The 24,889-nt window shown below is 67.5% G+C and carries 25 protein-coding genes; 19 read left to right on the top strand and 6 right to left on the bottom strand.

What is annotated here, in order from left to right:
• The first annotated feature begins 119 nt into the window (after positions 1–119).
• From BMY35_RS02495 to BMY35_RS02470, 6 genes are all read left to right on the top strand, one after another.
• On the top strand, positions 120–1,076 hold the full coding sequence (locus BMY35_RS02495) for a TauD/TfdA dioxygenase family protein (RefSeq protein WP_093195399.1): 957 nt from the start codon (positions 120–122) through the stop codon (positions 1,074–1,076).
• A gap of 130 nt (positions 1,077–1,206) precedes the next feature.
• Positions 1,207–1,692: a rhodanese-like domain-containing protein gene (locus tag BMY35_RS02490; protein ID WP_093195398.1), complete on the top strand. Its 486-nt coding sequence runs from the start codon at positions 1,207–1,209 to the stop codon at positions 1,690–1,692.
• 37 nt (positions 1,693–1,729) lie between these two features.
• Positions 1,730–2,647: a serine O-acetyltransferase EpsC gene (gene epsC / locus BMY35_RS02485; RefSeq protein ID WP_093195397.1), complete on the top strand. Its 918-nt coding sequence runs from the start codon at positions 1,730–1,732 to the stop codon at positions 2,645–2,647.
• Positions 2,644–2,913 carry a helix-turn-helix domain-containing protein gene (locus BMY35_RS02480; protein ID WP_093195396.1) on the top strand — a complete coding sequence of 90 codons (270 nt, stop codon included), beginning with the start codon at positions 2,644–2,646 and terminating at the stop codon, positions 2,911–2,913. The genes epsC and BMY35_RS02480 overlap by 4 nt, the downstream gene beginning before the upstream one ends.
• Positions 2,914–2,976: 63 nt before the next feature.
• Complete coding sequence (locus tag BMY35_RS02475) at positions 2,977–3,909, top strand: family 2A encapsulin nanocompartment shell protein (protein ID WP_093195395.1); 933 nt, start codon at positions 2,977–2,979, stop codon at positions 3,907–3,909.
• A gap of 69 nt (positions 3,910–3,978) precedes the next feature.
• Complete coding sequence (locus BMY35_RS02470) at positions 3,979–5,898, top strand: family 2A encapsulin nanocompartment cargo protein cysteine desulfurase (RefSeq protein ID WP_256228137.1); 1,920 nt, start codon at positions 3,979–3,981, stop codon at positions 5,896–5,898.
• 16 nt (positions 5,899–5,914) lie between these two features.
• On the opposite strand, the gene BMY35_RS02465 is transcribed toward BMY35_RS02470, so the two are convergent.
• On the bottom strand, positions 5,915–6,916 hold the full coding sequence (locus BMY35_RS02465) for an alpha/beta hydrolase family protein (RefSeq protein ID WP_093195394.1): 1,002 nt from the start codon (positions 6,914–6,916) through the stop codon (positions 5,915–5,917).
• Between the two features lie 118 nt (positions 6,917–7,034).
• Between BMY35_RS02465 and BMY35_RS02460 the strand changes: the two genes are divergently transcribed.
• Positions 7,035–8,393: an NAD(P)/FAD-dependent oxidoreductase gene (locus tag BMY35_RS02460; protein ID WP_093195393.1), complete on the top strand. Its 1,359-nt coding sequence runs from the start codon at positions 7,035–7,037 to the stop codon at positions 8,391–8,393.
• Here the strand turns inward: BMY35_RS02460 and BMY35_RS02455 are convergent.
• The 3 genes from BMY35_RS02455 to solA all read right to left on the bottom strand — a co-directional run bounded on the left by BMY35_RS02455 (position 8,380) and on the right by solA (position 11,286).
• Complete coding sequence (locus BMY35_RS02455) at positions 8,380–9,048, bottom strand: aspartate/glutamate racemase family protein (protein ID WP_093195392.1); 669 nt, start codon at positions 9,046–9,048, stop codon at positions 8,380–8,382. The two genes, BMY35_RS02460 and BMY35_RS02455, sit on opposite strands and share 14 nt — an antisense overlap.
• A gap of 7 nt (positions 9,049–9,055) precedes the next feature.
• On the bottom strand, positions 9,056–9,997 hold the full coding sequence (gene panE, locus BMY35_RS02450) for a 2-dehydropantoate 2-reductase (protein ID WP_093195391.1): 942 nt from the start codon (positions 9,995–9,997) through the stop codon (positions 9,056–9,058).
• Positions 9,998–10,068: 71 nt separating this feature from the next.
• Positions 10,069–11,286, bottom strand: a complete 1,218-nt coding sequence (solA, locus tag BMY35_RS02445; RefSeq protein ID WP_093195609.1) for an N-methyl-L-tryptophan oxidase — start codon at positions 11,284–11,286, stop codon at positions 10,069–10,071.
• A 149-nt stretch (positions 11,287–11,435) separates the two neighbouring features.
• Between solA and BMY35_RS02440 the strand changes: the two genes are divergently transcribed.
• Positions 11,436–11,990 carry an NADPH-dependent FMN reductase gene (locus BMY35_RS02440; protein ID WP_093195390.1) on the top strand — a complete coding sequence of 185 codons (555 nt, stop codon included), beginning with the start codon at positions 11,436–11,438 and terminating at the stop codon, positions 11,988–11,990.
• A gap of 74 nt (positions 11,991–12,064) precedes the next feature.
• Here the strand turns inward: BMY35_RS02440 and BMY35_RS02435 are convergent, their stop codons facing one another.
• Positions 12,065–12,712 (bottom strand): FMN-dependent NADH-azoreductase, encoded by a 648-nt coding sequence (locus tag BMY35_RS02435; RefSeq protein WP_093195389.1) that lies wholly within the window; start codon positions 12,710–12,712, stop codon positions 12,065–12,067.
• A 136-nt stretch (positions 12,713–12,848) separates the two neighbouring features.
• Between BMY35_RS02435 and BMY35_RS02430 the strand changes: the two genes are divergently transcribed.
• The 8 genes from BMY35_RS02430 to BMY35_RS02395 all read left to right on the top strand — a co-directional run bounded on the left by BMY35_RS02430 (position 12,849) and on the right by BMY35_RS02395 (position 19,557).
• Complete coding sequence (locus tag BMY35_RS02430) at positions 12,849–13,763, top strand: LysR family transcriptional regulator (protein ID WP_093195608.1); 915 nt, start codon at positions 12,849–12,851, stop codon at positions 13,761–13,763.
• Positions 13,764–13,893: 130 nt separating this feature from the next.
• On the top strand, positions 13,894–14,535 hold the full coding sequence (locus BMY35_RS02425) for a peroxiredoxin (protein WP_093195388.1): 642 nt from the start codon (positions 13,894–13,896) through the stop codon (positions 14,533–14,535).
• A gap of 20 nt (positions 14,536–14,555) precedes the next feature.
• A complete protein-coding gene (locus BMY35_RS02420; RefSeq protein WP_093195387.1) occupies positions 14,556–15,131 on the top strand; it encodes an RBBP9/YdeN family alpha/beta hydrolase in 576 nt (191 codons plus the stop codon).
• Positions 15,128–16,144 (top strand): sulfate ABC transporter substrate-binding protein, encoded by a 1,017-nt coding sequence (locus BMY35_RS02415; protein ID WP_093195386.1) that lies wholly within the window; start codon positions 15,128–15,130, stop codon positions 16,142–16,144. The genes BMY35_RS02420 and BMY35_RS02415 overlap by 4 nt, the downstream gene beginning before the upstream one ends.
• On the top strand, positions 16,145–17,032 hold the full coding sequence (gene cysT / locus BMY35_RS02410; protein ID WP_093195385.1) for a sulfate ABC transporter permease subunit CysT: 888 nt from the start codon (positions 16,145–16,147) through the stop codon (positions 17,030–17,032).
• Between the two features lies 1 nt (position 17,033).
• Positions 17,034–17,936 carry a sulfate ABC transporter permease subunit CysW gene (cysW, locus tag BMY35_RS02405; protein WP_093195384.1) on the top strand — a complete coding sequence of 301 codons (903 nt, stop codon included), beginning with the start codon at positions 17,034–17,036 and terminating at the stop codon, positions 17,934–17,936.
• 23 nt (positions 17,937–17,959) lie between these two features.
• Positions 17,960–19,057 carry a sulfate/molybdate ABC transporter ATP-binding protein gene (locus BMY35_RS02400; RefSeq protein WP_093195383.1) on the top strand — a complete coding sequence of 366 codons (1,098 nt, stop codon included), beginning with the start codon at positions 17,960–17,962 and terminating at the stop codon, positions 19,055–19,057.
• The gene (locus tag BMY35_RS02395) at positions 19,054–19,557 is read left to right on the top strand and encodes a disulfide bond formation protein B (RefSeq protein WP_093195382.1); all 504 of its coding nucleotides are present in this window, start codon (positions 19,054–19,056) and stop codon (positions 19,555–19,557) included. Before BMY35_RS02400 ends, BMY35_RS02395 begins: the two co-directional genes overlap by 4 nt.
• A 63-nt stretch (positions 19,558–19,620) precedes the next feature.
• On the opposite strand, the gene BMY35_RS02390 is transcribed toward BMY35_RS02395, so the two are convergent.
• Complete coding sequence (locus BMY35_RS02390) at positions 19,621–19,971, bottom strand: hypothetical protein (RefSeq protein ID WP_093195381.1); 351 nt, start codon at positions 19,969–19,971, stop codon at positions 19,621–19,623.
• 354 nt (positions 19,972–20,325) lie between these two features.
• Between BMY35_RS02390 and macA the strand changes: the two genes are divergently transcribed.
• From macA to BMY35_RS02375, 3 genes are read left to right on the top strand one after another with little or no spacing between them, the layout of a single operon-like run.
• Positions 20,326–21,492 carry a macrolide transporter subunit MacA gene (gene macA, locus BMY35_RS02385; RefSeq protein WP_093195380.1) on the top strand — a complete coding sequence of 389 codons (1,167 nt, stop codon included), beginning with the start codon at positions 20,326–20,328 and terminating at the stop codon, positions 21,490–21,492.
• Positions 21,492–23,489 (top strand): macrolide ABC transporter ATP-binding protein/permease MacB, encoded by a 1,998-nt coding sequence (gene macB / locus BMY35_RS02380; RefSeq protein WP_093195379.1) that lies wholly within the window; start codon positions 21,492–21,494, stop codon positions 23,487–23,489. Before macA ends, macB begins: the two co-directional genes overlap by 1 nt.
• Positions 23,482–24,870 (top strand): efflux transporter outer membrane subunit, encoded by a 1,389-nt coding sequence (locus BMY35_RS02375; protein ID WP_093195607.1) that lies wholly within the window; start codon positions 23,482–23,484, stop codon positions 24,868–24,870. The genes macB and BMY35_RS02375 overlap by 8 nt, the downstream gene beginning before the upstream one ends.
• Positions 24,871–24,889: the final 19 nt, after the last annotated feature.

The raw sequence follows: 24,889 nt of genomic DNA, 5'->3' as shown, positions 1-24,889 counted from the left end.
TCAGTTCTCCATGGGAGGCCCGCTTAGTCGGCCCACGCATTAGAAACTGCAAACACCTTCCTTCCGCCCCCACCAGGCGCCTCGCAGAATCTTCCGGATCCCCCAAAAAAGGACCTCCGATGAGCGCCATTCTTTCTTCCGCAGCCCCTGCGCAGGACGCGCAGGGCCACGAACTCGACATCGTCCGCCAGGCCGGCCACATCGGCGCCGAGGTGCGTGGCGTGCGCCTCTCGGGCACTCTTCAGCCCGAGGTGTTCGGTGCCATCAAGGCTGCGCTGCTCAGGCACAAGGTGCTCTTCTTCCGCGGCCAGCAGCATCTCGACGACGCCCAGCAGGAGGCCTTCGGGCGCCTGTGGGGCGAGCTGGTGCCGCATCCGACCGTGCCTTCGAAGGACGGCACGCGGCTGCTGGAGCTCGACTCGCGCCATGGCGGCCGCGCCAATTCGTGGCATACCGACGTGACCTTCGAGGTTGCCTATCCGCAGGTGTCGATCCTGCGCGCGGTGGTGATCCCGGCCTATGGCGGCGATACGGTCTGGGCCAACACGGTGGCGGCTTACGAGAGCCTTCCGGACGACCTCAAGGCGCTGGCCGACCGTCTGCGCGCGATTCACGGCAACGACTACGACTATGCCGCCTCGCGCTCGCCCTCCGATCTCGACGAGGAGGGCACCAGGCGCTACAGGAACGTGTTCACACGCCGCCTGCTGGAGGCCGAGCATCCGGTGGTGCGCGTGCATCCCGAGACCGGCGAGCGCAGCCTGGTGCTGGGCCACTTCGTGAAGCGGCTGGCGGGTCATTCCACGCAGGACTCTGGCCATCTGCTGAGCGTGCTGCAAAGCCACGTGCACCGCCTCGAGAACACGGTGCGCTGGCGCTGGACCCAGGGCGACGTGGCGATCTGGGACAACCGGGCCACCCAGCACTACGCGATCAACGACTACGGCGACCAGCACCGCGTGGTGCGCCGCGTGACCATCGCTGGTGACGTGCCGTACGGCGTGGACGGAACAAGGAGCGTGGACCTGACCGCCCCGGCCGTGCGCGCCGCGGAGGCCGCCGGAGAGGCTGCCTGAGCCCGTCTTCTATAGATCGGATGGTTGTTAGGAATCGACTTTTCAGTTGTTTGAGCTTCGGCGCCCGGCTCCTACAGTGATGGTTATCGCCATCAAAGGCGTATCCAACGCACAACAGGAGCCTCACAGCATGTCAGTGGAAGTTGAAGAAGAAGTCATCGCCTTGCCCGAAGCACTGGAACAGGCGCGCGCGTCGGCCGCCGAGAACGATCTGCCCTATGCCGGTGGCGTCAGGCCGCCGGTGGCCTGGGAACTGGTGCAGAAGGGCCAGGCCGTGCTGGTCGACGTGCGTTCCGGTGAAGAGCGCAAGTTCGTCGGCCATGTGCCCGGCAGCCAGCACGTGGCCTGGGCCACGGGCACGGCGCTCACACGCAATCCGCGCTTCGTGCGCGAACTCGAGGCAAAGCTGGCCAAGGACGGCGGCAAGGAAGCCGTCGTGCTCCTGCTGTGCCGCAGCGGCAAGCGCTCCGCGCTGGCAGCCGAAGCGGCGGCGAAGGCCGGCTTCACGAACGTCTTCAATGTCCTCGAGGGTTTCGAGGGCGAGATCGACGAGCACCAGCACCGCGGCGTCGCCGACGGCTGGCGCTTCCACAGGCTGCCGTGGGTGCAGGACTGAGCACACCCCTACAAGACGTTCCCGGGAGAAAACATACATGGCCCATTTCGAGGTAAGCGACATCGTGCGCGCGCTGCATGGCGTGCGCGACGAATGGCGCGACTCGCAGCGCCGCTCGCGAGAGCCCGGCGCCCGCGAGTTTCCGTCGCGCGACGCGCTCACGCAGATCGTCGAGTCGCTGAAGGGTGCGCTCTTTCCGATGCGGCTCGGCCCGCCGGACCTGCGCCACGAGAGCGAGGACTTCTATGTCGGCCACACGCTCGACGCTGCCCTGCAGGCGCTGCTGGTGCAGGCGCGGCTGGAGCTGAACTTCAACGCGCGTCACGAGCCGCGCCCCGCGAGCGAGATCGACGACACCGCCACCGAGGCCGTGCGCCGCTTCGCCAATGCGCTGCCCGGCCTGCGCCGCCTGCTCGACAGCGACGTGCTCGCCGCCTACCAGGGCGACCCGGCCGCGCGCAGCGTCGACGAAGTGCTGCTGTGCTACCCCGGCGTGCTCGCGATGATTCATCACCGCCTCGCGCACGAGCTCTACAAGCTCGGACTGCCGCTGCTGGCGCGCATCGTGGCCGAGCTGGCGCATGCGCAGACCGGCATCGACATCCACCCGGGCGCGCAGATCGACGCGGGCTTCTTCATCGACCACGGCACGGGCGTCGTGATCGGCGAGACGGCCGTCATCGGCAAGCGCGTGCGGCTGTACCAGGCCGTCACGCTGGGGGCCAAGCGCTTTCCGACAGACACCGAAGGCAACCTGCAGAAGGGCCTGCCACGGCATCCGGTGGTGGAGGACGACGTGGTCATCTATGCCGGCGCGACCATCCTCGGGCGGGTGACGCTCGGCAAGGGCGCGGTCATCGGCGGCAACGTGTGGATCACCGACGACGTGCCTCCGGGCGCGAGCGTCACGCAGGCAAGTTTGCAGAACGCACCGAAGACGGGAGGAGCGGCATGAAAGCGTTTGTGGAAGACTTCGGCGTCACCATCCGCCAGCTGCGCGAGGACAGGGGCTGGTCGCAGGAGGAACTGGCCGAGCGTTCCGACCTGAACCGCTCCTACGTGGGTGAAGTCGAGCGCGGCCGCGTCATTCCTTCGATCGTCACCGCGCAGAAGCTCGCGACCGCGCTGGGCATCAACATGGTCGGCCTGCTCATGCGTTGCGAGCAACTGGAGCAATCGCGTCTTGCGCGACGAATCAACTTGGCGGCTATAGCCTGTTGAGGGAAAACCCGTGGCCGCCGGACACTGGCGGCCACTTTTTTCTCAACCACGGAGCCCTGATTCATGAGCGCAACAGTTGGTGGTACCACCGCCCTTGGCGACAACGCCGCAAGACAGCTGGCCAATGCCACCAAGACAGTCCCCCAACTCGAGACCATCAGCCCACGCTGGCTCACGCATCTGCTGCAATGGGTGCCGGTGGAGGCGGGCATCTACCGCGTCAACAAGGTCAAGAATCCGGAAGCGATCAAGGTCACCTGCACCTCGCGCGAAGAAGAGAACCAGCTGCCGCGCACCTTCGTCGACTACGAAGAGAACCCGCGCGAGCACTACCTCAATGCCGTGAGCACCGTGCTCGACGTGCACACCCGCATCTCCGACCTCTACAGCAGCCCGCACGACCAGATCAAGGAACAGCTGCGCCTGACGATCGAGACGATCAAGGAGAACCAGGAGAGCGAGCTCATCAACAACCCCGACTACGGCCTGCTGGCCCAGGTGTCGGAAGAGCAGCGCATCTTCCCGCTGACCGGCGCGCCCACGCCCGACGACCTCGACGAGCTGCTGACCAAGGTCTGGAAGGAGCCCGCCTTCTTCCTCACGCACCCGCTGGCCATTGCCGCCTTCGGCCGCGAAGCCACGCGCCGCGGCACGCCGCCGCCGACGGTGAGCCTGTTCGGCTCGCAGTTCATCACCTGGCGCGGCATTCCGCTGATTCCGTCGAACAAGGTGCCGGTGGCCGACGGCAAGAGCAAGATCCTGCTGCTGCGCGTGGGCGACAAGCGCCAGGGCGTGGTGGGCCTCTTTCAGCCCGGCCTGTCGGGCGAGCAGGGCCCGGGGCTGTCGGTGCGCTTCATGGGCATCAACAACCATGCGATCGCGTCTTACCTGATCTCGCTGTACTGCTCGCTCGCGGTGCTGACCACCGACGCGCTGGCGGTGCTCGACGACGTCGAGATCGGCAAGTACCACGACTATCCCGACACCTACAAGTAAGCCGCTGTGAGCAGCAGTACTCCATCGATTCCGGGCGACGCGCCGTTCGACCCGGCGGTTCTCGCGCGCATGGCCAGCGCCATGTTCTCCGCACTGCCGGGCACGCCGCCCGATTCGGTGCCCGGCGTGGCGAACGGGCTGGTGCCGGGCGCGCAGTTTCCGGCCAATGTCGCGCCCGCGGGCTCGCCGCTCGCGAGCCCGGCCGGCTTCGGGCCCAGCGTGCCGGGTACGCCGTTTCCGCAGGGGCAGGTCCCGGGCGCCAACCTGGTGCCGGCGTCGCCCACGCAGGTGCCTTCGCTCGCGAACCGCGCGCCGGCATTGGTGCCGCATGCGGTGGCAGGCAACGGTGTGCCCGACAGCGTGCTCTCCGTGGCGCCGGCCTTCGAGCCGCGCTCCGGTGGCACGGTGCAGGGCGTGCCGCAGCAGGTGAGTGCGCTTTCGGCACCACAGGCGGACGCGTCACCGTTCTACTTCTTGAGCAACGCTTTCGGGCATCCTCCGGCCGGCGCGCTCTCTGCCGTGTCTGCGCCTCCGCAGGTCTTGCTCCCTCTCCCGCTTGCGGGAGAGGGCCGGGGTGAGGGCCTGCGGACGACGCAAGGTGCGGGGTTGCCCCTTACCCCAACCCTCTCCCCAGAGGGGAGAGGGAGCAATCCCCAGTTCTACTTCGTCGACGCGGTGCGCCTGCCCAGCGGCTTCGTCACGCCGGCGAAGCCCGATCCGCGCGGCCCCGACGCCGTGCCGCTGGCCGGCAGCGGCCAGCATCCGCCGTTCGACGTGCACGCCGTGCGGCGCGACTTCCCGATCCTGCAGGAGCGCGTGAACGGCAGGCAACTGGTGTGGTTCGACAACGCCGCCACCACGCACAAGCCGCAGTCGGTCATCGACCGCATCGCGTACTTCTACGAGCACGAGAACTCGAACATCCACCGCGCCGCACACGAGCTGGCCGCGCGTGCGACCGACGCCTACGAAGGCGCGCGGGAGCGCGTGCGCAGGTTCATCAATGCGCCCGAGGTGGAGGAAGTGATCTTCGTGCGCGGCACCACCGAGGCCATCAACCTGGTGGCCAAGAGCTGGGGCGGGCAGCACGTGGGCGAGGGCGACGAGATCGTCGTGTCGAACCTCGAGCACCACGCCAACATCGTGCCGTGGCAGCAGCTCGCTGCTGCCACGGGCGCGAAGCTGCGAGTGATTCCGGTAGACGACTCGGGCCAGGTGCTGCTCGACGAATACCGCAAGCTGCTGAACGACCGCACGAAGATCGTTGCCGTCACACAGGTCTCGAACGCGCTGGGCACGGTGGTGCCGGTGAAGGAGATCGTCGAGCTGGCGCACCGCGCGGGTGCAAAGGCGCTGGTCGACGGCGCGCAGTCGGTCTCGCACATGCGCGTGGACGTGCAGGACATCGGCGCCGACTTCTTCGTGTTCTCCGGCCACAAGGTGTTCGGCCCGACCGGCATCGGCGTGGTGTGGGGCAAGCGCGAAGTGCTGGAAGACATGCCCCCATGGCAGGGCGGCGGCAACATGATTGCCGACGTGACCTTCGAGAAGACGGTGTTCCAGCCGATCCCGAACAAGTTCGAGGCCGGCACCGGCAACATCGCCGACGCCGTGGGGCTGGGCGCCGCCATCGACTACGTCAACAAGGTCGGCATCGAGAACATCGCGCGCTACGAGCACGACCTGCTCGTGTACGGCATGGCGCAGCTCGGCGCGATTCCGGGCGTGCGGCTGATCGGCACGGCGGCCGACAAGGCCAGCGTGATGTCCTTCGTGCTCGACGGCTACACCACCGAGGAGGTGGGGCAGGCGCTGAACGAGGAGGGCATCGCGGTGCGCACGGGCCACCACTGCGCGCAGCCGATCCTGCGCCGCTTCGGCGTCGAGACCACGGTGCGGCCTTCGCTGGCGTTCTACAACACCTTCGTCGAAGTCGACCGGCTGGTGGCTGTGGTGCGGCGGCTGGCGTCGAAGCGCCGCGCGGGCTGAAGCCGGGCTGGGGCAGTCAGTGCTTCGGCGCGAGGTGGCGGTCGAAGAAGGCCGTCACCTCGGCGTTGAATGCCTTGTGAAAGGCCGTGCGGTCGAAGCCGGGCGCGTCGCGGCAGATCTCGACCTTGGCCTCGATCTGAGCCTGCGAGCATGGCGCGAGAAAGCCGAAGTGCTCGGCCTTCTCGGCCACATGCCATTCGGGCGCCACGGGCAGGTTGCGGCGGACCGCGGCGACGCTCTCAGGCGTGACGCCGTCGCCGCCGTAGGCCGAGGCCCAGAGTTCGATCGGGATCTTCACGTTCTTCAGGCCCTGGGCGTCGAAGAGCATGCTGACTGGATCGGCGATCACGGCGACCTTGATGCGGGCGTCGTGCGTCAGTGGCGTGGCGAGCAGTTCCTGGAAGCCCTGCTTCACCCATTCGCATGCCTTGCCTTCGGGCGCCGTTGCGCACGGGGATGAAGGCAGTGGCGGCAACCGTTCGAAGTCCGGACGCGCTCCCGCGAGCACGAGGCCCGTGTAGCCGCCCCTCGAAAAACCGTAGAAGCCGATCTGGTTGGCCGCGATCCTGCCGTGCGCGGGCCACTTCTGGAGCATGTGGTCGATCAGCCGCTTGATGTCGGCGGTTCGCGTCGCCAGCGCGACGATCTTGTCGTCCGGGCCGCCGCGGAGCTGGAAGTTGTCTTGCGAATGGCTGATGGCAGCGACGATGAAGCCCGCGTCCGCAAGCGCCTGCGCCGTGTCGTGATGGCCGAGGAAGGAGCCGCCGTAGCCGTGCGAGATCACGATCAGCGGCAAGCGGGCGGCTCCTGGCGGGAGCGGGCAGTCCCGCACTCCCTGGATCGTGGTGCGGCCGAGCTTGATATCTCCAGCGGGCGCGGCGCAGGGCGTCCACACGGCACCCTGCATCGCCGGGCCTTCGCGGTCGGCAGGTATCTCGATGGTGCTGAAGCCGGCGGCCTGGGCGAGTGTGGCCGTGAGGCAGGCGGCGGCGAGGCAGATAGTGCGAAGGAGGCTCATGCGCGGCAGTGTGCTGCTCTTCGCCGCGGGCCGCTTAGCAGACTTTGCGGTGTTCGCGGGGACGGGGAGGCAGCGCGCTATGCTCTACGACTGTCAAAACATTGTTGCTCGCCTTCGAATGTCCTTGTCCCAAGCTTCTTCCTCCGCGCCTCAGGCCGCCGACGAATCCTGCGACGTGCTGGTCGTCGGCGGAGGCCCCGCCGGATCGACCGTCGCCGCGCTGCTGGCACGGCAGGGCCGCAAGGTGGTGCTGCTCGAGAAGGCACACCACCCGCGCTTTCACATCGGCGAATCGCTGCTGCCCGCGAACGTGGAGCTGTTCGAGAAGCTCGGCGTGCGCGACCAGGTCGAGAAGATCGGCATGCCCAAGTTCGGCATCGAGTTCGTCTCGCCCGAGCACGAGCACCGCAGCTATGTCGACTTCGCCGAGGGCCTGGACAAGTCGCTCGACTCCGCCTGGCAGGTGCGCCGTTCGGAGCTCGACGAGCTCCTGTTCCGCAACGCGGCCACCTGCGGCGCGCAGGCCATCGAGGGCTGCAAGGTGCGCGACGTGGCCTTCGATGCCGACGGCGCCACGGTCAAGGCCGAGATGGACGACGGCGCGCGCCGCAGCTGGCGTGCCCGCTTCGTGGTCGACGCCACCGGCCGCGACACGCTGCTGGCCAACAAATTCCGCTGCAAGGAAAAGAACCCCGACCACAACAGCACCGCGCTCTTCGGCCACTTCACCAACGCCGAGAGGCTGGAGGGCAAGAAGGAAGGCAACATCAGCATCTGCTGGTTTCCTCACGGATGGTTCTGGTTCATTCCGCTGGCCGACGGCACCACCAGCGTGGGTGCCGTGTGCTGGCCGTATTACCTGAAGACGCGCGACAAGCCGTTGAAGGAGTTCTTCTACAACACCATCGCCACCTGCCCGGTGCTGGTCGATCGCCTGAAGAACGCCACGCTGGTCGACGACGCGGTGCATGCCACCGGCAACTTCTCGTACTCCAGCACGCACGCCACGGGCGACCGCTACCTGATGCTGGGCGACGCCTTCACCTTCATCGACCCGATGTTCTCCTCGGGCGTGTACCTCGCGATGCACAGCGCCTTCGACGGCGCCGAGCTGGTGGCGACCGCGCTCGACCGGCCGGCCGGGCTGGCGGCAGCGCGCAAGGGCTTCGAGGCCATGATGCGCAAGGGGCCGCGCGAGTACTCGTGGTTCATCTACCGCGTGACCAACCCCACCATCCGCGACATGTTCATGCACCCGGGCAACCCGTTCCGCGTGAAGGAAGGGCTGATGACGCTGCTGGCCGGCGACATCTACCGCGGCACGCCGTCGCGCGGGCCGATCGGCATGTTCAAGGTGCTGTACTACCTCATCTCCATCGGCAACATGCGTCGCACCTGGGAAGGCTGGAAGCGGCATCGCTTCAACATCCGCGACATGGGGATGCTGAAGGGCGAGACCATCCTCAAGTCGGACTGAGCGCCCGCACCAGTGAAACCGCGTGCGCGGTGCCCGGAGCAGGGCTGCTGAGCACGTCGATGCCGAGGTCGGCGAGCCTGTCGGCCACGGGAGCCATCGAGGCCTGGGCCAGCACCACGACGTCGGCCGCCTTCGCCGCCGCGCGGATCGAGAAAGCCAGCGTCTCGATGTAGAGCGCGTTGTTTCCGGCCTCGAAATGCCGCCATGCCTCTTCGACGAGCAGCATGGCGGGCTGCACGTCGACGCCGGCCTCCCGGGCGGCGGAAAGAATCAGTGCCCGGGTCGGCGCCAGCGTGCTTTCGAGCGCCGCGACGATCAGCACGCGCGGCCCCGTGCGCACCGCGCGGTCGGCCATGGCCCGGTCGATGCGCAGCGCCCTGAATGCGTCGCCGGTGGGCGTGCGTTCGGCGATGGCGCCGATGGTCGAGCAGGTGCACACCACGACGCTTGCGCCGCCCGAGGCAGCTTCGCGCATGGCCTCGTGAACGCGGGCGACGAGCCCGGCGTCGTCGACGCCGGCGATGCGTGCATCGGCCAGCAGGTCTTCGCGCACGACGTGCCGCACGGGCAGCCCGGGTGCGACCGCGCGCACCAGCCGCTCGAAGGTCGGCACGTGCACCTGCGCCGTGTGCAGGAAGGCCAGCGCTTCTCTCACGACTGCGTCAGGCAGAGGCGGCAGTCTCGCGTGCGCGACGTGCCTCGTAGGCCTTCAGATGGACGTAGGCGGTGCGCAGCACGGTGGGCACCGCCGCGTTGCCTGGAGCGGCCCGGCCCAGCAGGTCGCCGACGATGTGATCGGCTTCGACCGCCGCGCCGCGCGCCATGTCCTTGTACATCGAGGCCGTCATCGGCGAGCCGGCGGCCGTGATGATGGCGCGGCCGCGCTGCACGGCGGCCGCGCGCGGGGCAAAGCCGTTGTGGGCGGCGATGGCGCAGCACTCGTCGAAGATCGAGAGCGCCACGTCCTGTCCGCCGGCGGCCACGATGTCGCCGATGGATGCGTGCATCAGGCTGGTGAGGCCGGCCGCCGAGGCGATGAAGACCCATTTCTCCCACATGTCCTGCGCGATGTTCTCGCTGGCGGTGGCGCCGAACTTCGCGCCGGCGAACTGCGCGGCGATGGCATCGACGCGGGCCGAGCGGCCGCCCGCGCGCTCGCCGAAGCTCAGGCCGTGCATGTCGTTGAGGTGCAGCACGCGGCCTTCGTCGTCGAGGGTGGCGGAGATCATGCACAGGCCGCCCAGCACGCGTTCGGCGTCGAAGCGTTCGGCCAGCCGGTCGATGTGGCTCATGCCGTTGAGCAAAGGCAGGATCACGGTGTCGGGGCCGACGGCCGGCGCGAACGAGTCCATCGTCGAGTCGAGGTCGTAGGCCTTGCTGCCGACCACGATCACGTCGTAGGGGCCGTCGATGTTGTCGGCGAGTACGTGCCTGGGGGCGGGCAGGTTCAGGTTGCCGAAGGGGCTCTGCACCACCAGCCCGGTCTTCTCGAGCTGTGCCGCGCGGCGCGGGCGAAGCAGGAAGGTGACGTCGCGTCCCGCCTCCAGCAGACGACCGCCGAAATAACCACCGAGTGCGCCGGCACCCACCACCAGAAATCTCATCGCGCTTCGCTCCTGTATCCGACAGTGAAAAAGATCGGCAGCGATGATGCCCGGGATCGCCGGCGCGTGCTTCAGCCCTGCGCCTTCTCCAGCAGCCGCCGGCGGGCAAAGGGCGAGAGGTCGAGCGTGCTCTCGCGGCCCAGCACATGATCCGCGATGGCGTCTCCCAGCCCGGCCGAGTGCTTGAAGCCATGGCCCGAGCAGGCCGAGACGACGAGCAGGTTGGGCATGCCGTCGAGCGCGTCGATCACGAAGCGGCGATCGGGCGTCACGGTGTACATGCAGGCGCGGGCCTTCACTGCGCGGCCGCCGATCTGCGGGAAGCGGCCGGCCACGCGTTCGCGGTACATGGCGGCGCTTTCTTCCGCGCTCACGCTGCGGTCGATGGTGTCGGGCGTGGTGGCGGCGACGTACTGTTCTGTCGCGACCTTGAGCGCGGGCTGCGACGCATCGGAGGCGGGGAAACCGTACATGTAGTCTTCCGGCCCGTCGCCGAACATCCAGATGAAGATGGGGAAGCGCCCGGGCGCGAAGTCTGCGGTGGCGCTGCCGGTGTCGAACCAGTGCATGACCTGGCGGTGCACGGAGAAATCGGCCTGCCAGTCGGTCCGGGCCTGCGCGCCCAGGAAGGCCGGCAGCCATGCGCCGGCCGCGACGACGACGCGATCGGCCGTGAAGCTCGCGCCGGCGGTGCGCACGCGCAGCGTGTCGCCGTTGCCCACGGGCTCGACGGCCTCCACGCGCTCGCCGGTGCGTGTCTGCGCGCCCGAATCGCGGGCCACGGCGAGCTGCGCGCCAATGGCGTCCTCGGGCCGCACGAAGCCGGCCTCGTGCTCGAAGTAGCCGATCTCGTCGCCCTGCAGCTTGAACTGCGGAAAGCGCGCGCGGATGCCGGCCGCGTCGAGCACCTCGTGCGCGATGCCGAAGCGCTCGGCGCAGGCGATGGTGCGGCGCACGAAGTCGGACTTGCCGTGGTGCTCGGCGACGCGGTCGCGCGGCGCGAGGATCAGGCCGCCGGTGGTGGTCATGAGCGGCTTGCCGGTGCGCGCCTCGAGCTCGCGCCAGATGGTGTGCGAGCGCTGCACGAAGGGCACGTATTCGTCGCCTTCGCCGACGGCCAGCCGCGTGATGCGCGAGTCGCCGTGCGAGGAGCCCTGGTCGTGCGGCGGGGAGAACTGGTCGATGCCCAGCACGCGCGCGCCGCGCTGCGAGAGCTGGTAGAGCGTGGCGGCGCCGAGCGCGCCCAGGCCGACGACGATGACGTCGTAGTGGGAGGATGACTGAATCACTGATGCGTCCTGCGCTTCGATGAGGTTGGAGGAGCACAACATCTTGCCGCCGTTCGCCCGGGGCCGCATGAACTTTTCCAGAAAAGGTCTTGGGCGCTTCGCATAATCGCGTTCGTCATTTCCGACCCCTCATCAAAGGAGCTTCACCCATGGCCCAGACCCGCATCGCCGTCATCGTCGGCAGCCTGCGCAAGGATTCCTACAACCACAAGCTGGCCCTCGCGCTGGCGCACCTCGCGCCTTCGGACTTCACCTTCGAAACCCTGCGCATCGACGACCTGCCGCTGTACAACCAGGACGACGACGGCAACCAGGCTGCATCCGTGAAGCGCCTGAAGACGGAGATCGCGGCGGCCGACGGCCTGCTGTTCGTCACGCCCGAATACAACCGTTCCATTCCCGGCGTGCTGAAGAACGCCATCGACCATGCCTCGCGCCCCTACGGCCAGAGCGCCTGGGCGGGCAAGCCGGCCGGCGTGGTCGGCATCTCGGTCGGTGCCATCGGTACCGCGCTGGCGCAGCAGCACCTGCGCAACATCCTGGCGTATCTCGACGTGCCTACGCTGGGCGCGCCCGAAGTGTTCCTGCAGGCCAAGGAAGACCTGTTCGACGACAAGGGCCACATCGGCAACGAAGGCTCGAAGAAGTTCCTGCAGGGCTGGATGGACAAGTACGTGGCCTGGGTGAAGAGTCACTCGGCCTGACCGAGACCGGTTTGACCCGGACATAAAAAAGCCGCCCATCGGGCGGCTTTTTTGTTCGCGCAGGAGCGCGTTCTTCAGGCAGCGATCGCGGCGTCGCGCTGGTTCGCGGCCTCGGCCGTCGCCACCAGGATGTCGGCACGGGCCGATGCCAGGGCGCCGTTGCGGGCTTCATCGCCCATCGCCACGCCTTCGGCGCGAACGATGCGCACGTCGGTGATGCCGAAGAAGCCGAAGACCGCCTTGAGGTAGCTCTCCTGGTGTTCCATGGCCTGGCCGCCTTCGCTGGTCGAGTAGACGCCGCCGCGGCTGGAGGCCACGATGATGGTCTTGCCGCCGGCCAGGCCCACGGGGCCCTTGTCGGTGTACTTGAAGGTGCGGCCGACCTGGCCGAGGCGGTCGATCCAGGCCTTCAGCTGCGTCGGGATCGAGAAGTTGTAGAACGGCGTGCCGATGACGACCACGTCCGAGGCCAGGAACTGGCTCACGAGCTTTTCGGACAGGGCGTTCTCGCGCACCTGGGCTTCGGTGGGCTGGGCTTGCACGCCGATCTTGATGCCCAGTGCGTCGGCGCCGAAGTGCGGCGGGGTGTCGACGGCCAGGTCGAGGTATTCGACGGCGGTGTCGGGGTGGGCGGCGCGCCATGCGGTCACGACTTCGGCCGAGAGCAGGCGCGAGGTCGAGTTGGTGCCGAGGATGCTGGAGTCGATGTGGAGCAGCTTCATTTCAATCAATCACTTTCTGTGTTGGCTGTCGGCGCTCAATGTGGCCGGCGGATGTGAGAATTCTATTTTTCGACCGAGTGGGTGATAAGTAGCCAAAATTTGCCTACATCGTTCCATCTGCAGGACAATGACTGCCATGCAAGACCTCAACGACATGGTTTTCTTCGCCGAAGTGGCCGAGCGCGGCGGCTTCGCAGCCGCCAGCCGGGCAATGGGCATTCCCAAGTCGCGCCTCTCGCGCCGCGTGGCGGAGCTGGAAGAGCGCCTCGGGGTGCAGCTCATGCAGCGCAGCACCCGGCGGCTGTCGCTCACGCCGGCCGGTGAGATCTACCTTCGGCACGCGTCGGCCATGCGCGACGCGGCGCAGGCGGCGGCCGAGGCGGTGGCCCAGGTGCAGACCGAGCCCAGCGGGCTGGTGCGGCTGAGCTGCCCCGTCACCATTGCGCACAGCGGGCTGGCGCAGCTGATGCCGGTGTTCATGGAGCGCTACCCGGCGGTACGCATCGACATGAAGGTGATCAACCGGCCGGTCGACCTGATCGAGGAGGGCATCGACATCGCCCTGCGGGTGCGTCCCGCCATCGAGGACAGCACGGTGCTGGTGGCCAAGACCTTCGGCTACAGCCGCGGCGTGCTGGTGGCGAGCCCGGCGCTGCTGGCGCGGCATGGCCCGGTGCAGACGGTGGCCGACCTGGCGAAGCTGCCCACGGCGGCCATGTCGGTCAACGGGGAAGGGCGCAGCGACTGGCGGCTGGAAGGCCCGAACGGCGAGAGCCTCGTCCATTCGCACACGCCCTTGTACGTCGCGGACGACCTCGCCACGCTGCAGTTCGGCGCGCTGGGCGGCATCGGCGCGACCATGCTGCCCGACTACATGTGCCGCGCCGACGTGGAGGCCGGCCGGCTGGTGCGGCTGCTGCCGGGCTGGGGCCCCCCGCCGGTGGTTGCGCACATGGTGTTCCCGGCGCGGCGGGCGCTGGTGCCGGCGGTGCGCAAGCTGATCGACTTCCTGATGGAACACCTGCAGAGCGCGGACATGCGGATGTTCTAGCTCCGGGGCCGCCCTGGGGCTGGGCGGCCTCGTTATGCGGAAAACGTCATATCCAAACAAGCAGATATTCGTTTGGCATTGAAGCAAGGGTTCGCACAATCCGGGACTCTCATCCAATCCAGGAGCGACCATGGCTACTCTGCGTCTCGGCGACACCGCCCCCAATTTCACCCAGGATTCGAGCGAAGGCCCCATCGACTTCTACCAGTGGGCCGGCGATTCGTGGATCGTGTTCTTCTCGCATCCCGCCGACTTCACCCCCGTGTGCACCACCGAACTCGGCAAGACCGCCGCGCTGTCGGGCGAATTCGCCAAGCGCGGCGTGAAGCCCATCGCGCTGAGCGTCGACCCGGCCACCAAGCACAAGGAATGGATCGGCGACATCAACGACACGCAGAACACCACGGTCAACTTCCCCATCATCGCGGACGCCGACCGCAAGGTGGCCGACCTGTACGACCTGATCCACCCGAACGCCTCGGCCACGGCCACCGTCCGCAGCGTGTTCATCATCGACCCGAAGAAGGTGATCCGCACCACCATCACCTATCCGGCCTCCACCGGCCGCAACTTCGACGAGATCCTGCGCGTCATCGACTCGCTGCAGCTCACCGACAGCCACAAGGTCGCCACGCCCGTGAACTGGAAGGACGGCGACGACGTGGTCATCATCCCGGCCATCCAGGATCCGGCCGAGCTGGCGGAGCGCTTCCCCAAGGGCTTCAAGGCCGTGCGCCCGTACCTGCGCATCACGCCGCAGCCGAACAAGTAAGCGGGCAGGGCGGCTCAGTCATGCAGACGCGTGTTGTCATCGTGCCGGGGTGGCGCGACTCCGGGCCCGGCCACTGGCAGAGCCTGTGGGAGGAGCGCATTCCGGGCGCCGCGCGCGTGGTGCAGGACGACTGGGCCTCGCCCAAGCGCGAAGCCTGGGTCTCGACGCTGGCGAAGCTGGTGCTGGAGAGCGACGGCCCGGTGGTGATCGCGGCGCACAGCCTGGGCTGCATCGCCACGGCCCACCTGCCGCCCGAGGCCGCGGCCCGCATCCAGGGCGCGCTGCTGGTCGCACCCGCCGACCCCGAGCGCCGCGCCGTGCTCTCCGATTTCGCGCCCGTGCCGTATGCCGCGCTGCCTTACCGCAGCATCGTGGTGGCCAGCAGCAACGACCCGTACTGTCCGATCCGCCTGGCGGGCGCGTATTCGCGCGCCTGGGGCAGCGAGTTCGTGCGGATGCAGAATGCGGGCCACATCAACATCGACTCGGGACACGGGGACTGGCCGCTGGGCCTTGCCCTGCTCCAGTCGCTGACCGACGAGCCCGCCGCATGGTCGGCGGGCCGTGAATTTTCAGAAAACCTGGCAACCACATGACTTCCAGAATCAAGACCTTCGTCGCCGTGCTCGCGCTGGCGTCCTCCGCACTCGCCGGCAGCACCGCCTTCGCACAAGGCACCGGGCTGCTGAACGCCTCCTACGACGTGGCCCGCGAGTTCTACAAGGACTACAACGCGGCCTTCGTGGCGCACTACAAGAAGGCCACCGGCAAGGACGTGAAGATCGACCAGTCGCACGGCGGCTCCAGCGCGCAGGCCCGCGCGGTGGCGGACGGCCTCGACGCCGACGTGGTCACGATGAACACCTCCACCGACATCGACTTCCTCGCCAACGCCGGCGTGGTCGCGAAGGACTGGAACAAGAAATTCCCCGAGAACGCAGCGCCGACCACGTCGACCATGCTGTTCCTGGTTCGCAACGGCAATCCCAAGGGCATCAAGGACTGGGACGACCTGGTCAAGCCCGGCGTGCAGGTCGTGATCGTCAACCCGAAGACCGGCGGCAACGGCCGCTACGCCTACCTGGCTGCCTGGGGCTACATCAAGAAGAAGGGCGGCACCGACGCCCAGGCCGCCGAGTTCGTCGGCAAGCTGTTCAAGAACGTGCCCGTGCTGGCACGCGGCGGCCGCGACGCGACCACCGCCTTCCTGCAGCGCAACATCGGCGACGCGCTGATCACCTTCGAGTCGGAAGTGGTCTCCATCGACCGCGAATTCGGCACCGGCAAGGTCGACTCGGTCTACCCCTCGATCAGCATCGTGGCCGAGAACCCGGTGGCCGTGGTCGAGCGCACCGTCAACAAGAAGGGCACCGGCGAACTCGCCAAGGCGTATCTCGACTGGCTGTACTCCGAGGAAGCCCAGGAAATCGCCGCCAAGCACGCGCTGCGTCCGCGCTCGCAGACGGTGCTCAAGAAGTACGCCTCGACCTTCAAGCCGCTGCAGCTCTTCACGGTGCAGGAACTCTTCGGCAGCCTCGGCGAAGCGCAGAAGGTGCACTTCAACGACGGCGGCCAGTTCGACAAGCTGTACACCCCCGGCGGAAAGTAAATGAGCGGCGCTGTCACTTCGGCGCTCCCGTCGGCGGGAGCGCCTTTTTCTCGTGCCAACCGGGCAGGGGGCGCCAAGCGCGTACTGCCCGGTTTCCACATCACGCTCGGCTTCTCGATCCTCTACCTGAGCCTGATCGTGCTGATCCCGCTGTCGGCGCTGGTCTTCAAGACCTTCACGCTGAGCTGGGAGCAGTTCTGGGTGGCCGTGACCGCACCTCGCGTGATGGCCTCGTACCGGCTGACCTTCGGCGCCTCGCTGATCGCCGCCATCGTGAACGCGGTGTTCGGCCTGCTGGTGGCCTGGGTGCTGGTGCGCTACAAGTTTCCGGGCAAGCGCATCGTCGACGCGCTGGTCGACCTGCCGTTCGCGCTGCCCACGGCCGTGGCCGGCATTTCGCTGACCGCGCTGCTCGCGGGCAATGGCTGGATCGGGCAACTGCTGGAGCCGCACGGCATCAAGCTGGCCTTCACGCCGGCGGGCGTGGTGATCGCGCTGATCTTCATCGGCTTGCCCTTCGTGGTGCGCACGGTGCAGCCGGTGCTGGAAGACGCCGAGAAGGAACTGGAAGAAGCCGCGACCTCGCTCGGCGCGACGCGGCTGCAGACCTTCACCAAGGTGATCTTCCCGTCCATCGCTCCGGCGCTGCTGACCGGCTTTGCCATGGCCTTCGCCCGTGCCATCGGCGAGTACGGCTCGGTGATCTTCATCGCCGGCAACATGCCGATGATCTCGGAGATCACGCCGCTCATCATCATCGGCAAGCTGGAGCAGTACGACTACGCGGGTGCCACCGCGGTCGCGCTGGTGATGCTGGTCATTTCCTTCTTGCTGCTGCTGGTCATCAACGGCCTGCAGGCCTGGCAGCGTCGCCGTTCGGGAAGCTGACATGAGTGCCCCTTCCAAAGTCGTTCGCCGCGCCCAGGCCGGCACCACCGAAGCCGCCTGGGTGCGCTGGCTGCTCATCGGCCTCGCGCTCGGGTTCATGTTCCTGTTCCTCGTGCTGCCGCTGGCCGCCGTGGCGACCGAGGCGCTGCGCAAGGGCGTCACCGCGTACATCGATGCGCTGAAGGAGCCCGATGCCTGGAGCGCCATCCGCCTCACGCTGATCACGGCCGCCATCGCCGTGCCGATGAACCTGGTGTTCGGCGTGGCCGGCGCCTGGGCCATCGCCAAGTTCGAGTTCCGCGGCAAGGCGCTGCTCACCACGCTGGTCGACCTGCCGTTCGCGGTGTCGCCGGTGGTGGCGGGCCTGATCTACGTGCTTGTGTTCGGCGCGCAGGGCTGGCTCGGACCGTGGCTCGCCGAGCACGACATCAAGATCATCTTCGCCGTGCCCGGCATCGTGCTGGCGACCGTGTTCGTGACCTTCCCGTTCATCGCGCGCGAGCTCGTGCCGCTGATGCAGGCGCAGGGCACCGACGAGGAGCAGGCCGCCATCGTGCTCGGCGCGACCGGCTGGCAGACCTTCTGGCGCGTGACGCTGCCCAACATCAAGTGGGGCCTGCTGTACGGCGTGATCCTGTGCAACGCGCGCGCCATGGGCGAGTTCGGCGCGGTGTCGGTGGTGTCGGGCCACATCCGCGGCCAGACCAACACCATGCCGCTGCACGTGGAAGTGCTCTACAACGAATACCAGTCGGTGGCCGCCTTCGCGGTGGCTTCGCTGCTGGCGATCCTGGCGCTGGTCACGCTGGTGATCAAGTCGGTGATCGAATGGCGCCACGAGCGCGAGATGAAGGCCATTGCCGAGCTGCCCCCCGAGCGTCCGCCGGAAGCCTCCGCGGCCTGAGTGAACGAGAAAGAACAGAAGTCATGAGCATCGAAATCCGCAACATCAGCAAGCAGTTCGGCGACTTCCGCGCGCTGCGCGACGTGAGCCTCGACGTCGATTCGGGCGAACTCGTCGCACTGCTCGGCCCCTCGGGCTGCGGCAAGACCACGCTGCTGCGCATCATCGCGGGGCTGGAGACGGCCGACACCGGCAGCATCCTGTTCTCTGGCGAGGACACCACCGACGTGCACGTGCGCGAGCGGCAGGTGGGCTTCGTGTTCCAGCACTACGCGCTGTTCCGCCACATGACCGTGTTCGAGAACGTGGCCTTCGGCCTGCGCGTGAAGCCGCGCAAGGAGCGACCGAGCGACGCGCAGATCAGGCAGAAAGTGACCGACCTGCTCAAGCTGGTGCAGCTCGACTGGCTGGCCGACCGCTACCCGTCGCAGCTTTCCGGCGGCCAGCGCCAGCGCATTGCGCTGGCTCGCGCGCTGGCGGTGGAGCCCAAGGTGCTGCTGCTGGACGAACCCTTCGGCGCGCTCGACGCCAAGGTGCGCAAGGAACTGCGCCGCTGGCTGCGCCGGCTGCACGACGAGCTGCACGTCACGTCCATCTTCGTCACGCACGACCAGGAAGAGGCGCTCGAGGTGGCCGACCGCGTGGTGGTCATCAACAAGGGTCAGATCGAGCAGGTCGGTTCGCCGCAGGAAGTGTGGGACCAGCCCGCGAGCCCGTTCGTCTACGGCTTCCTGGGCGACGTGAACCTGTTCCACGGCCGTGCCGACAACGGCGCGGTGCAGCTGGACGGCATGCGCCTCGACTCGCCCGAGCACAGCGGCGCGCGTGACGCCAAGGCACGCGCCTACGTGCGCCCGCATGACATCGACGTGACACGCTACGTGAACGGCGCCTCGGGCATCGTCGCCACGCTGTCGCGCGCAATTGTTGTCGGACCCATCGCGCGGCTGGAACTTGAGCCCGCGGAATCGAATCCAGATAATCCGGGCTCCGGAACCATCATCGAAGCGCAACTCCCTGCGCAACAGTTCCGCGATCTGGGCTTGAAGGAGGGCGACACCGTCGTCGCCAATCCGCGCAAGGCCAGAGTGTTCGTAGAAGAAGATTGGGTATCTCCTTGATCGATTGGTACTTCGGCGCGCCGCGCCGCGCGTTCGGGCTGATCTGCCTTGCCTGTGTCCTGATGCTGGCCTTCGGGCTCTACCTGCAGCACGTGGTTGGGCTCGAGCCCTGTCCCATGTGCATCGTCCAGCGCTATGCGCTGGTGCTGGTGGCGCTGTTCACCGGGCTGGCCGGTGCGTTCCGCAACGTGGGGCTGCGGGTCGTGGGCGGAGTGCTGGCGCTGCTGGCCGCGCTGGGCGGTGCCTACACGGCGGCCTCGCAGAGCTGGCTGCAGTGGTATCCGCCCGAAGTCGTTTCCTGCGGGCGCGACCTCTACGGGATGATAGAGACCTTCCCGCTGAAGCGCGCTCTGCCGATGATCTTCCGCGGCGGCGGCGACTGCTCGAAGATCGACTGGTCGCTGTTCGGCCTGACGCTGGCGAACTGGTCGTTCATCGCGTTCGTGGTGCTGTCGCTGCTGCTGATCACGCTGCTGCTTCGCTCGCGCCGCGCGCGCTGAGCTTCTTCTTCAGCTCTTTCGAAGCCGCCCCCGTTCGAGGGCGGCTTTTTCACGTCGCAAGGTTCAGTTGAACCAGCCCTGGCCGGAGAAGCCGCAAGCCATTTCTTCCAGCAGGCTGCGCCAGTACCAGCGGCTCGAGCAGCTGTTGACCATGGCGGTATTCACGGGCTGAGCCTTCTCGGGCTCGGCGGCGGGCGCAACGAGGCTCAGCAGGTCTTGCTGGGCCGAGACTTCTTCCATCCCGATCTTCGAAGCGGGCGTGCCGACGCTGGCGACGATGCCCGTCGTCTGCAGCATGTCGCTGTCCTGCGGCATGTGGGCCGCGCTCGCCGCGCCGCTGAAAGCCAGCAGCGTTGCAATTGCACCGGCCAGTGCTGCATTGCGCAGCAGCGTGTTCGACTGTTTGAATTTCATGGTCGTTTCCCCTTAATTGAATGCATCGAAAAAGAGATGCCCCGGCCGCGAAAAAGATATTCGCGGACCATTGGCATCTGCTGTCGTGGGCGGCCTGCAATGCGCTGCCCAATTGCGAATGTAGGAGTGCAATTCGCGTGCGGACAGTGCCTAAAGTCACGATCTGGCCGGGGCAGGAATCGCTGTGCGTCCGCTTGTAAGAGGATGGTGTCAATACAAAGCGCGGGTCTTTAAAAGCCCTTCAGCAAACGCAGCTAGGATTGTGCGAAAACCCGCGTAGCTTCTTTTCTTTTTCGGCGTCGAATTCCTCGCGCGAAACAATCTGCCCCTGGCGCCTTCATTCTTTTTCTTTGCATGACCAATAACCCGCCCCGGCGATCGCGCAAATACCTGATCGGCATTGCCGTTTTCATCGTGCTGGCCGTCATTGCCTCTTCGTTGCTGAGCCCGGCGAAGAAGAGCGAATACCTCACATCCACCGTGCAGCGCACCGATCTCGAGAACGCGGTGCTCGCCACCGGCGTGCTGCAGGCGCTCAAGCAGGTCGAGGTGGGCGCGCAGGTGAGCGGCCAGCTCAAGTCGCTGAAGGTGGTGCTCGGGCAGACAGTGAAAAAGGGCGACTGGCTCGCCGAGATCGACCCCGTCATCTCGCAGAACACCCTGGCGCAGGAGCAGGCCAAGCTCGACAACCTGCAGGCGCAGAAGCTGGCGAAGGAAGTGCGCGTCAAGCAGGCGCAGCTCACATGGACGCGGCAGCAGGAAATGCTCGCGCAGGACGCGGCCGCGAAGCAGGACATGGAAAGCGCCGACGCCGAGCTGCGAGCACTGCGCGCCGATGCTGTATCGCTGGAAGCGCAGATCCGCCAGCAGAAGCTGGCCGTGGCCTCGGCGCAGCAGAACCTCTCGTACACGCGCATCGTCGCGCCCATCGACGGCGACGTGGTCTCCATCAGCACGCTCGAGGGCCAGACCGTGGTCGCGGCCTTCCAGGTGCCCACGCTGATGAAGCTGGCCGACCTGTCGACCATGACCGTCAAGGCGCAGGTTTCCGAAGCCGACGTGGTGCGGGTGAAGCCGGGTCAGCCGGTGTACTTCACCATCCTCGGCGACCCCGACAAGCGCTATCACGGCACGCTGCGCGCGGTGCAGCCTTCGCCCGAGAAGATCAACAACGCGGTGTTCTTCAACGCGCTGTTCGACGTGCCCAACCCCGACCGCACGCTGCGCGTGGACATGACGGCGCAGGTCGCCATCCTGCTGGGCGAGGCGAAGCAGGCGCTGACCGTGCCGCTGACGGCGCTCGGCGAGCGCGACAAGGACGGTCGCCAGGAAGTGCGCGTGCTCAAGGCCGACCAGACCGTGGAAAAGCGCAAGGTGCGCGTCGGCATTTCCAACAACTTCCAGGCCCAGGTGCTCGAAGGCCTGAAGGAAGGCGACAACGTCATCACCGGCGATGCCTCCGCGGTGCCTGAGCGCGGCGAGACCGGCGACAACGGTGGCGGCGGACGGGGCAAGCGCTGATGACGCAGGAGCCGAAGAAGCCACTGCTGACCCTGCGCGGCATCGGTCGCAGCTTTCCCTCGGGCGAGCAGGAAGTGCAGGTGCTCAAGGACGTGAACCTCGACATCGGCAACGGCGAGATGCTGGCCATCGTCGGCGCCTCGGGTTCGGGCAAGTCGACGCTGATGAACATCCTCGGCTGCCTCGACAGACCGAGCACCGGCACCTACACCGTCTCGGGCCAGGACGTGGGTGCGCTCGACAGCGACGCGCTGGCCGAGCTGCGCCGCGAGCACTTCGGCTTCATCTTCCAGCGCTACCACCTGATGCAGCACCTGACGGCCACCGGCAACGTCGAGGTGCCCGCCGTGTACGCCGGCACCGACGGCCAGGCACGCGACTCGCGCGCGCGTCAGCTGCTCGCGCGGCTGGGGCTGGGTGACCGCACCGAGCACCGGCCCAGCCAGCTCTCGGGCGGCCAGCAGCAGCGCGTGAGCATCGCGCGCGCGCTCATGAACGGCGGGCAGGTGATCCTGGCCGACGAGCCCACCGGCGCGCTCGACAGCCGCAGCGGGCAGGAGGTGATCGGCATCCTGCGCGAACTGCATGCGCAGGGGCACACGATCATCATCGTGACGCACGACATGCAGGTGGCGAGCTGCACCGAGCGCATCATCGAGATCGCCGACGGCGTGATCGTGGGCGACCGCCCCAACGTGCCGACCGTGGCGGCGCCAGCGCAGGCGGCGCAAGCTGATACTGCAGCCCCCACGGCGATGACGAGGCCCAGGCTGGGCATCGCGCGCTTCAGCACCGGCTGGGCCCGCTTCGCCGAGGCCTTCCGCATGGCCTGGCGCTCGATGATGGCGCACCGCATGCGCACGGCGCTCACCATGCTGGGCATCATCATCGGTATCACCTCGGTGGTGTCGATCGCGGCCATCGGGGAGGGCGCCAAGCGCTATGTGCTGTCGGACATCCGCGCCATCGGCACCAACACGCTCGACGTGTATCCGGGCCGCGACTTCGGCGACGACAAGGCCACGAGCATCCGCACGCTGATGCCTTCGGACCTCGACGCCATCGCGGTGCAGCCCTACGTGCACAGCGTGACGCCCACCACTTCGCGCAGCCTGCGCCTGCGCTATCGCAGCGTCGACATCAACGGCACCGTGAACGGCGTGAGCGACAGTTTCTTCCGCGTGCGCGACATGCAGATGGCCAGCGGCGCGGCCTTCACCGCCTCCGACGTGCGCCATCAGTCGCAGGTGGTGGTGATCGACCAGAACACGAAGCGCAAGCTGTTTCCCGACGGCACCGAGCCGGTGGGCAAGATCATCCTGGTGGGCAGCCTGCCGTGCACGGTGATCGGCGTGGCGCAGGAGAAGAAGACGGTGTTCGGCGACGGCAACAAGTCGCTCAACATCTGGCTGCCCTACAGCACCGGCGCGAGCCGTCTCTTCGGGCAGCAGCACTTCGACAACATCACGGTGCGCATCCGCGACGACCAGCCCACCAAGGCGGCGGAGGACAGCATCGTCAAGCTGCTCACGCTGCGCCACGGCACCAAGGATTTCTTCACCTTCAACATGGACAGCATCGTCAAGACGGCGGAGCGCACCAGCCAGTCGCTCACGCTGCTCCTGTCGCTCATCGCGGTGATCTCTCTGGTGGTGGGCGGCATCGGCGTGATGAACATCATGCTGGTGTCGGTGACCGAGCGCACGCGCGAGATCGGCATCCGCATGGCGGTGGGCGCGCGCCAGAGCGACGTGCTGCAGCAGTTCCTGACCGAGGCGGTGCTGGTGTGCCTGGTGGGCGGCCTGATCGGGGTGACGCTCTCGTACGGCATCAGCTTTCTCTTCTCGCTTCTCGTCAAGCAATGGCAAATGATCTTTTCAATCGGCGCCGTGGTTTCGGCGTTTCTCTGCGCGTCGCTGATCGGCGTGCTGTTCGGCTACCTGCCGGCGCGCAATGCGGCGCGGCTGGATCCCATCGAGGCGCTGGCTCGTGAGTAGGGCGCGTCTTCTTCCGTCGGCGGTGGCGGCGGCCGTGTTGCTGCTCGGCGGGTGCACCCTGTTCAAGCCGGAGCAGCGCGCGCAGCGCCCGCTGGAGATCCCGCAGGGCTGGCAGCAGTCGGCCGGCCCGGGCAGCGCGGCCGCGATGCTGTCCTCCGGCTGGTGGAAGGCTTTCAACGATCCGCAGCTCGACCAGTTGATCGACAACGCGCTGCGCACCAACAACAACCTGGCCGTGGCGGGCATCCGCGTGCAGCGCGCGCAGCTGCAGGCCGGGCTGGCGAACACGAACCTCGCGCCGAGCGTGGTCGGGCAGGCCAACACCAGCCGCAGCTACGACCTGAAGCGCGGCGGCGTGGCCGGTTCCGCGTCGAGCTCGCTGGTGACGCTGAGCTACGAGCTAGACCTGTGGGGGCGGCTCTCGGCGGTGCGCAGCGCCGCCGAATGGGAACTGAAGGCTACCGAATCCGACCGCCAGGCGGCCGCGCTGGCCTTGATCGGCACCACGGCGGGCGCCTATTGGCAGGCGGGCTACCTGAACCAGCGCATAGCGCTGAGCGAGGCGGGCATGGAAGATGGCCGGCGCATCCTCGCGCTGGCGCGGGTCAAGTACGCGGCGGGTGCGGTGTCGGGGTTGGACGTGGCGCAGGCCGGCCAGAACCTCGCCACGCAGGAGGCCGCGCACACGCAGTTGCTGCAGCAGCGCGTGGAGGCGCGCAACGCGCTGGCGATCATCTTCGACCAGCCGCCGGAGCAGATGGCCGCCGAGCCGACGCAGCTGCTCGACACCGCCTTGCCTGTCATCGATGCCGGCGTGCCCGCGAGCCTGCTGGGCCGCCGCCCGGACCTGCGTGCCGCCGAGCAGAGGCTGCGCAGCGCATTGGCGAACGTCGACGCCACGCGCACCGGCTTCTATCCGGCGCTGAGCCTGACGGGCTCGCTGGGCACCTCGAGCACCGCGCTGGGCGAGCTGCTGAAGAACCCCGTGGGCACGCTGGGCGCAGGGCTGACGCTGCCGTTCCTGCAATGGAACACCGCGCGCCTGACCGTGGCGGTGTCGCAGACGCAGTACGAAGAGGCGGTGGTGGGCTTCCGGCAGTCGCTCTATACGGCCTTGTCGGAGGTCGAGAACGCGCTCTCGTCGCGTGCGCAGCTTCGCGCCGAAAGCGAAAAGCTGGCACTGGCGCTGCAGGAGGCGCAGCGAGCCGAGCGCCTGTCGGAGGTGCGATACCGCGCGGGTGCGACCACGCTGCAGCCGGTGCTCGATGCGAAGGACAGGCGCCGCACGGCGGAGGTGTCGCTGGCCCAGAACCGGCTGAACCAGCTCAACGCGACGATGACGCTCTACAAAGCGCTGGGCGGCGCGGCCGAGGCGTCATAGTGCATTTGCACCCTCTCCC

It is taken from the genome of Variovorax sp. YR750 (assembly GCF_900109805.1).
GTDB lineage: Bacteria > Pseudomonadota > Gammaproteobacteria > Burkholderiales > Burkholderiaceae_C > Variovorax > Variovorax gossypii.
Note: the sequence above shows the minus strand (reverse complement) of the source record. Positions and strands in the feature narration are given on the sequence as shown.

Bases quoted from the DNA above. Each gene is read 5' to 3' on its own strand.
- BMY35_RS02390 (WP_093195381.1), bottom strand. From the start codon at position 19,971: ATGAAATTCAAACAGTCGAACACGCTGCTGCGCAATGCAGCACTGGCC.
- BMY35_RS02420 (WP_093195387.1), top strand. From the start codon at position 14,556: ATGCAGACGCGTGTTGTCATCGTGCCGGGGTGGCGCGACTCCGGGCCC.
- panE (WP_093195391.1), bottom strand. From the start codon at position 9,997: ATGAGATTTCTGGTGGTGGGTGCCGGCGCACTCGGTGGTTATTTCGGC.
- BMY35_RS02495 (WP_093195399.1), top strand. From the start codon at position 120: ATGAGCGCCATTCTTTCTTCCGCAGCCCCTGCGCAGGACGCGCAGGGC.
- BMY35_RS02475 (WP_093195395.1), top strand. From the start codon at position 2,977: ATGAGCGCAACAGTTGGTGGTACCACCGCCCTTGGCGACAACGCCGCA.
- BMY35_RS02415 (WP_093195386.1), top strand. From the start codon at position 15,128: ATGACTTCCAGAATCAAGACCTTCGTCGCCGTGCTCGCGCTGGCGTCC.
- BMY35_RS02470 (WP_256228137.1), top strand. From the start codon at position 3,979: ATGGCCAGCGCCATGTTCTCCGCACTGCCGGGCACGCCGCCCGATTCG.
- BMY35_RS02460 (WP_093195393.1), top strand. From the start codon at position 7,035: ATGTCCTTGTCCCAAGCTTCTTCCTCCGCGCCTCAGGCCGCCGACGAA.
- cysW (WP_093195384.1), top strand. From the start codon at position 17,034: ATGAGTGCCCCTTCCAAAGTCGTTCGCCGCGCCCAGGCCGGCACCACC.
- cysT (WP_093195385.1), top strand. From the start codon at position 16,145: ATGAGCGGCGCTGTCACTTCGGCGCTCCCGTCGGCGGGAGCGCCTTTT.
- BMY35_RS02425 (WP_093195388.1), top strand. From the start codon at position 13,894: ATGGCTACTCTGCGTCTCGGCGACACCGCCCCCAATTTCACCCAGGAT.
- epsC (WP_093195397.1), top strand. From the start codon at position 1,730: ATGGCCCATTTCGAGGTAAGCGACATCGTGCGCGCGCTGCATGGCGTG.
- macA (WP_093195380.1), top strand. From the start codon at position 20,326: ATGACCAATAACCCGCCCCGGCGATCGCGCAAATACCTGATCGGCATT.
- BMY35_RS02480 (WP_093195396.1), top strand. From the start codon at position 2,644: ATGAAAGCGTTTGTGGAAGACTTCGGCGTCACCATCCGCCAGCTGCGC.
- BMY35_RS02435 (WP_093195389.1), bottom strand. From the start codon at position 12,712: ATGAAGCTGCTCCACATCGACTCCAGCATCCTCGGCACCAACTCGACC.
- BMY35_RS02490 (WP_093195398.1), top strand. From the start codon at position 1,207: ATGTCAGTGGAAGTTGAAGAAGAAGTCATCGCCTTGCCCGAAGCACTG.
- macB (WP_093195379.1), top strand. From the start codon at position 21,492: ATGACGCAGGAGCCGAAGAAGCCACTGCTGACCCTGCGCGGCATCGGT.
- BMY35_RS02430 (WP_093195608.1), top strand. From the start codon at position 12,849: ATGCAAGACCTCAACGACATGGTTTTCTTCGCCGAAGTGGCCGAGCGC.
- BMY35_RS02440 (WP_093195390.1), top strand. From the start codon at position 11,436: ATGGCCCAGACCCGCATCGCCGTCATCGTCGGCAGCCTGCGCAAGGAT.
- BMY35_RS02400 (WP_093195383.1), top strand. From the start codon at position 17,960: ATGAGCATCGAAATCCGCAACATCAGCAAGCAGTTCGGCGACTTCCGC.
- BMY35_RS02465 (WP_093195394.1), bottom strand. From the start codon at position 6,916: ATGAGCCTCCTTCGCACTATCTGCCTCGCCGCCGCCTGCCTCACGGCC.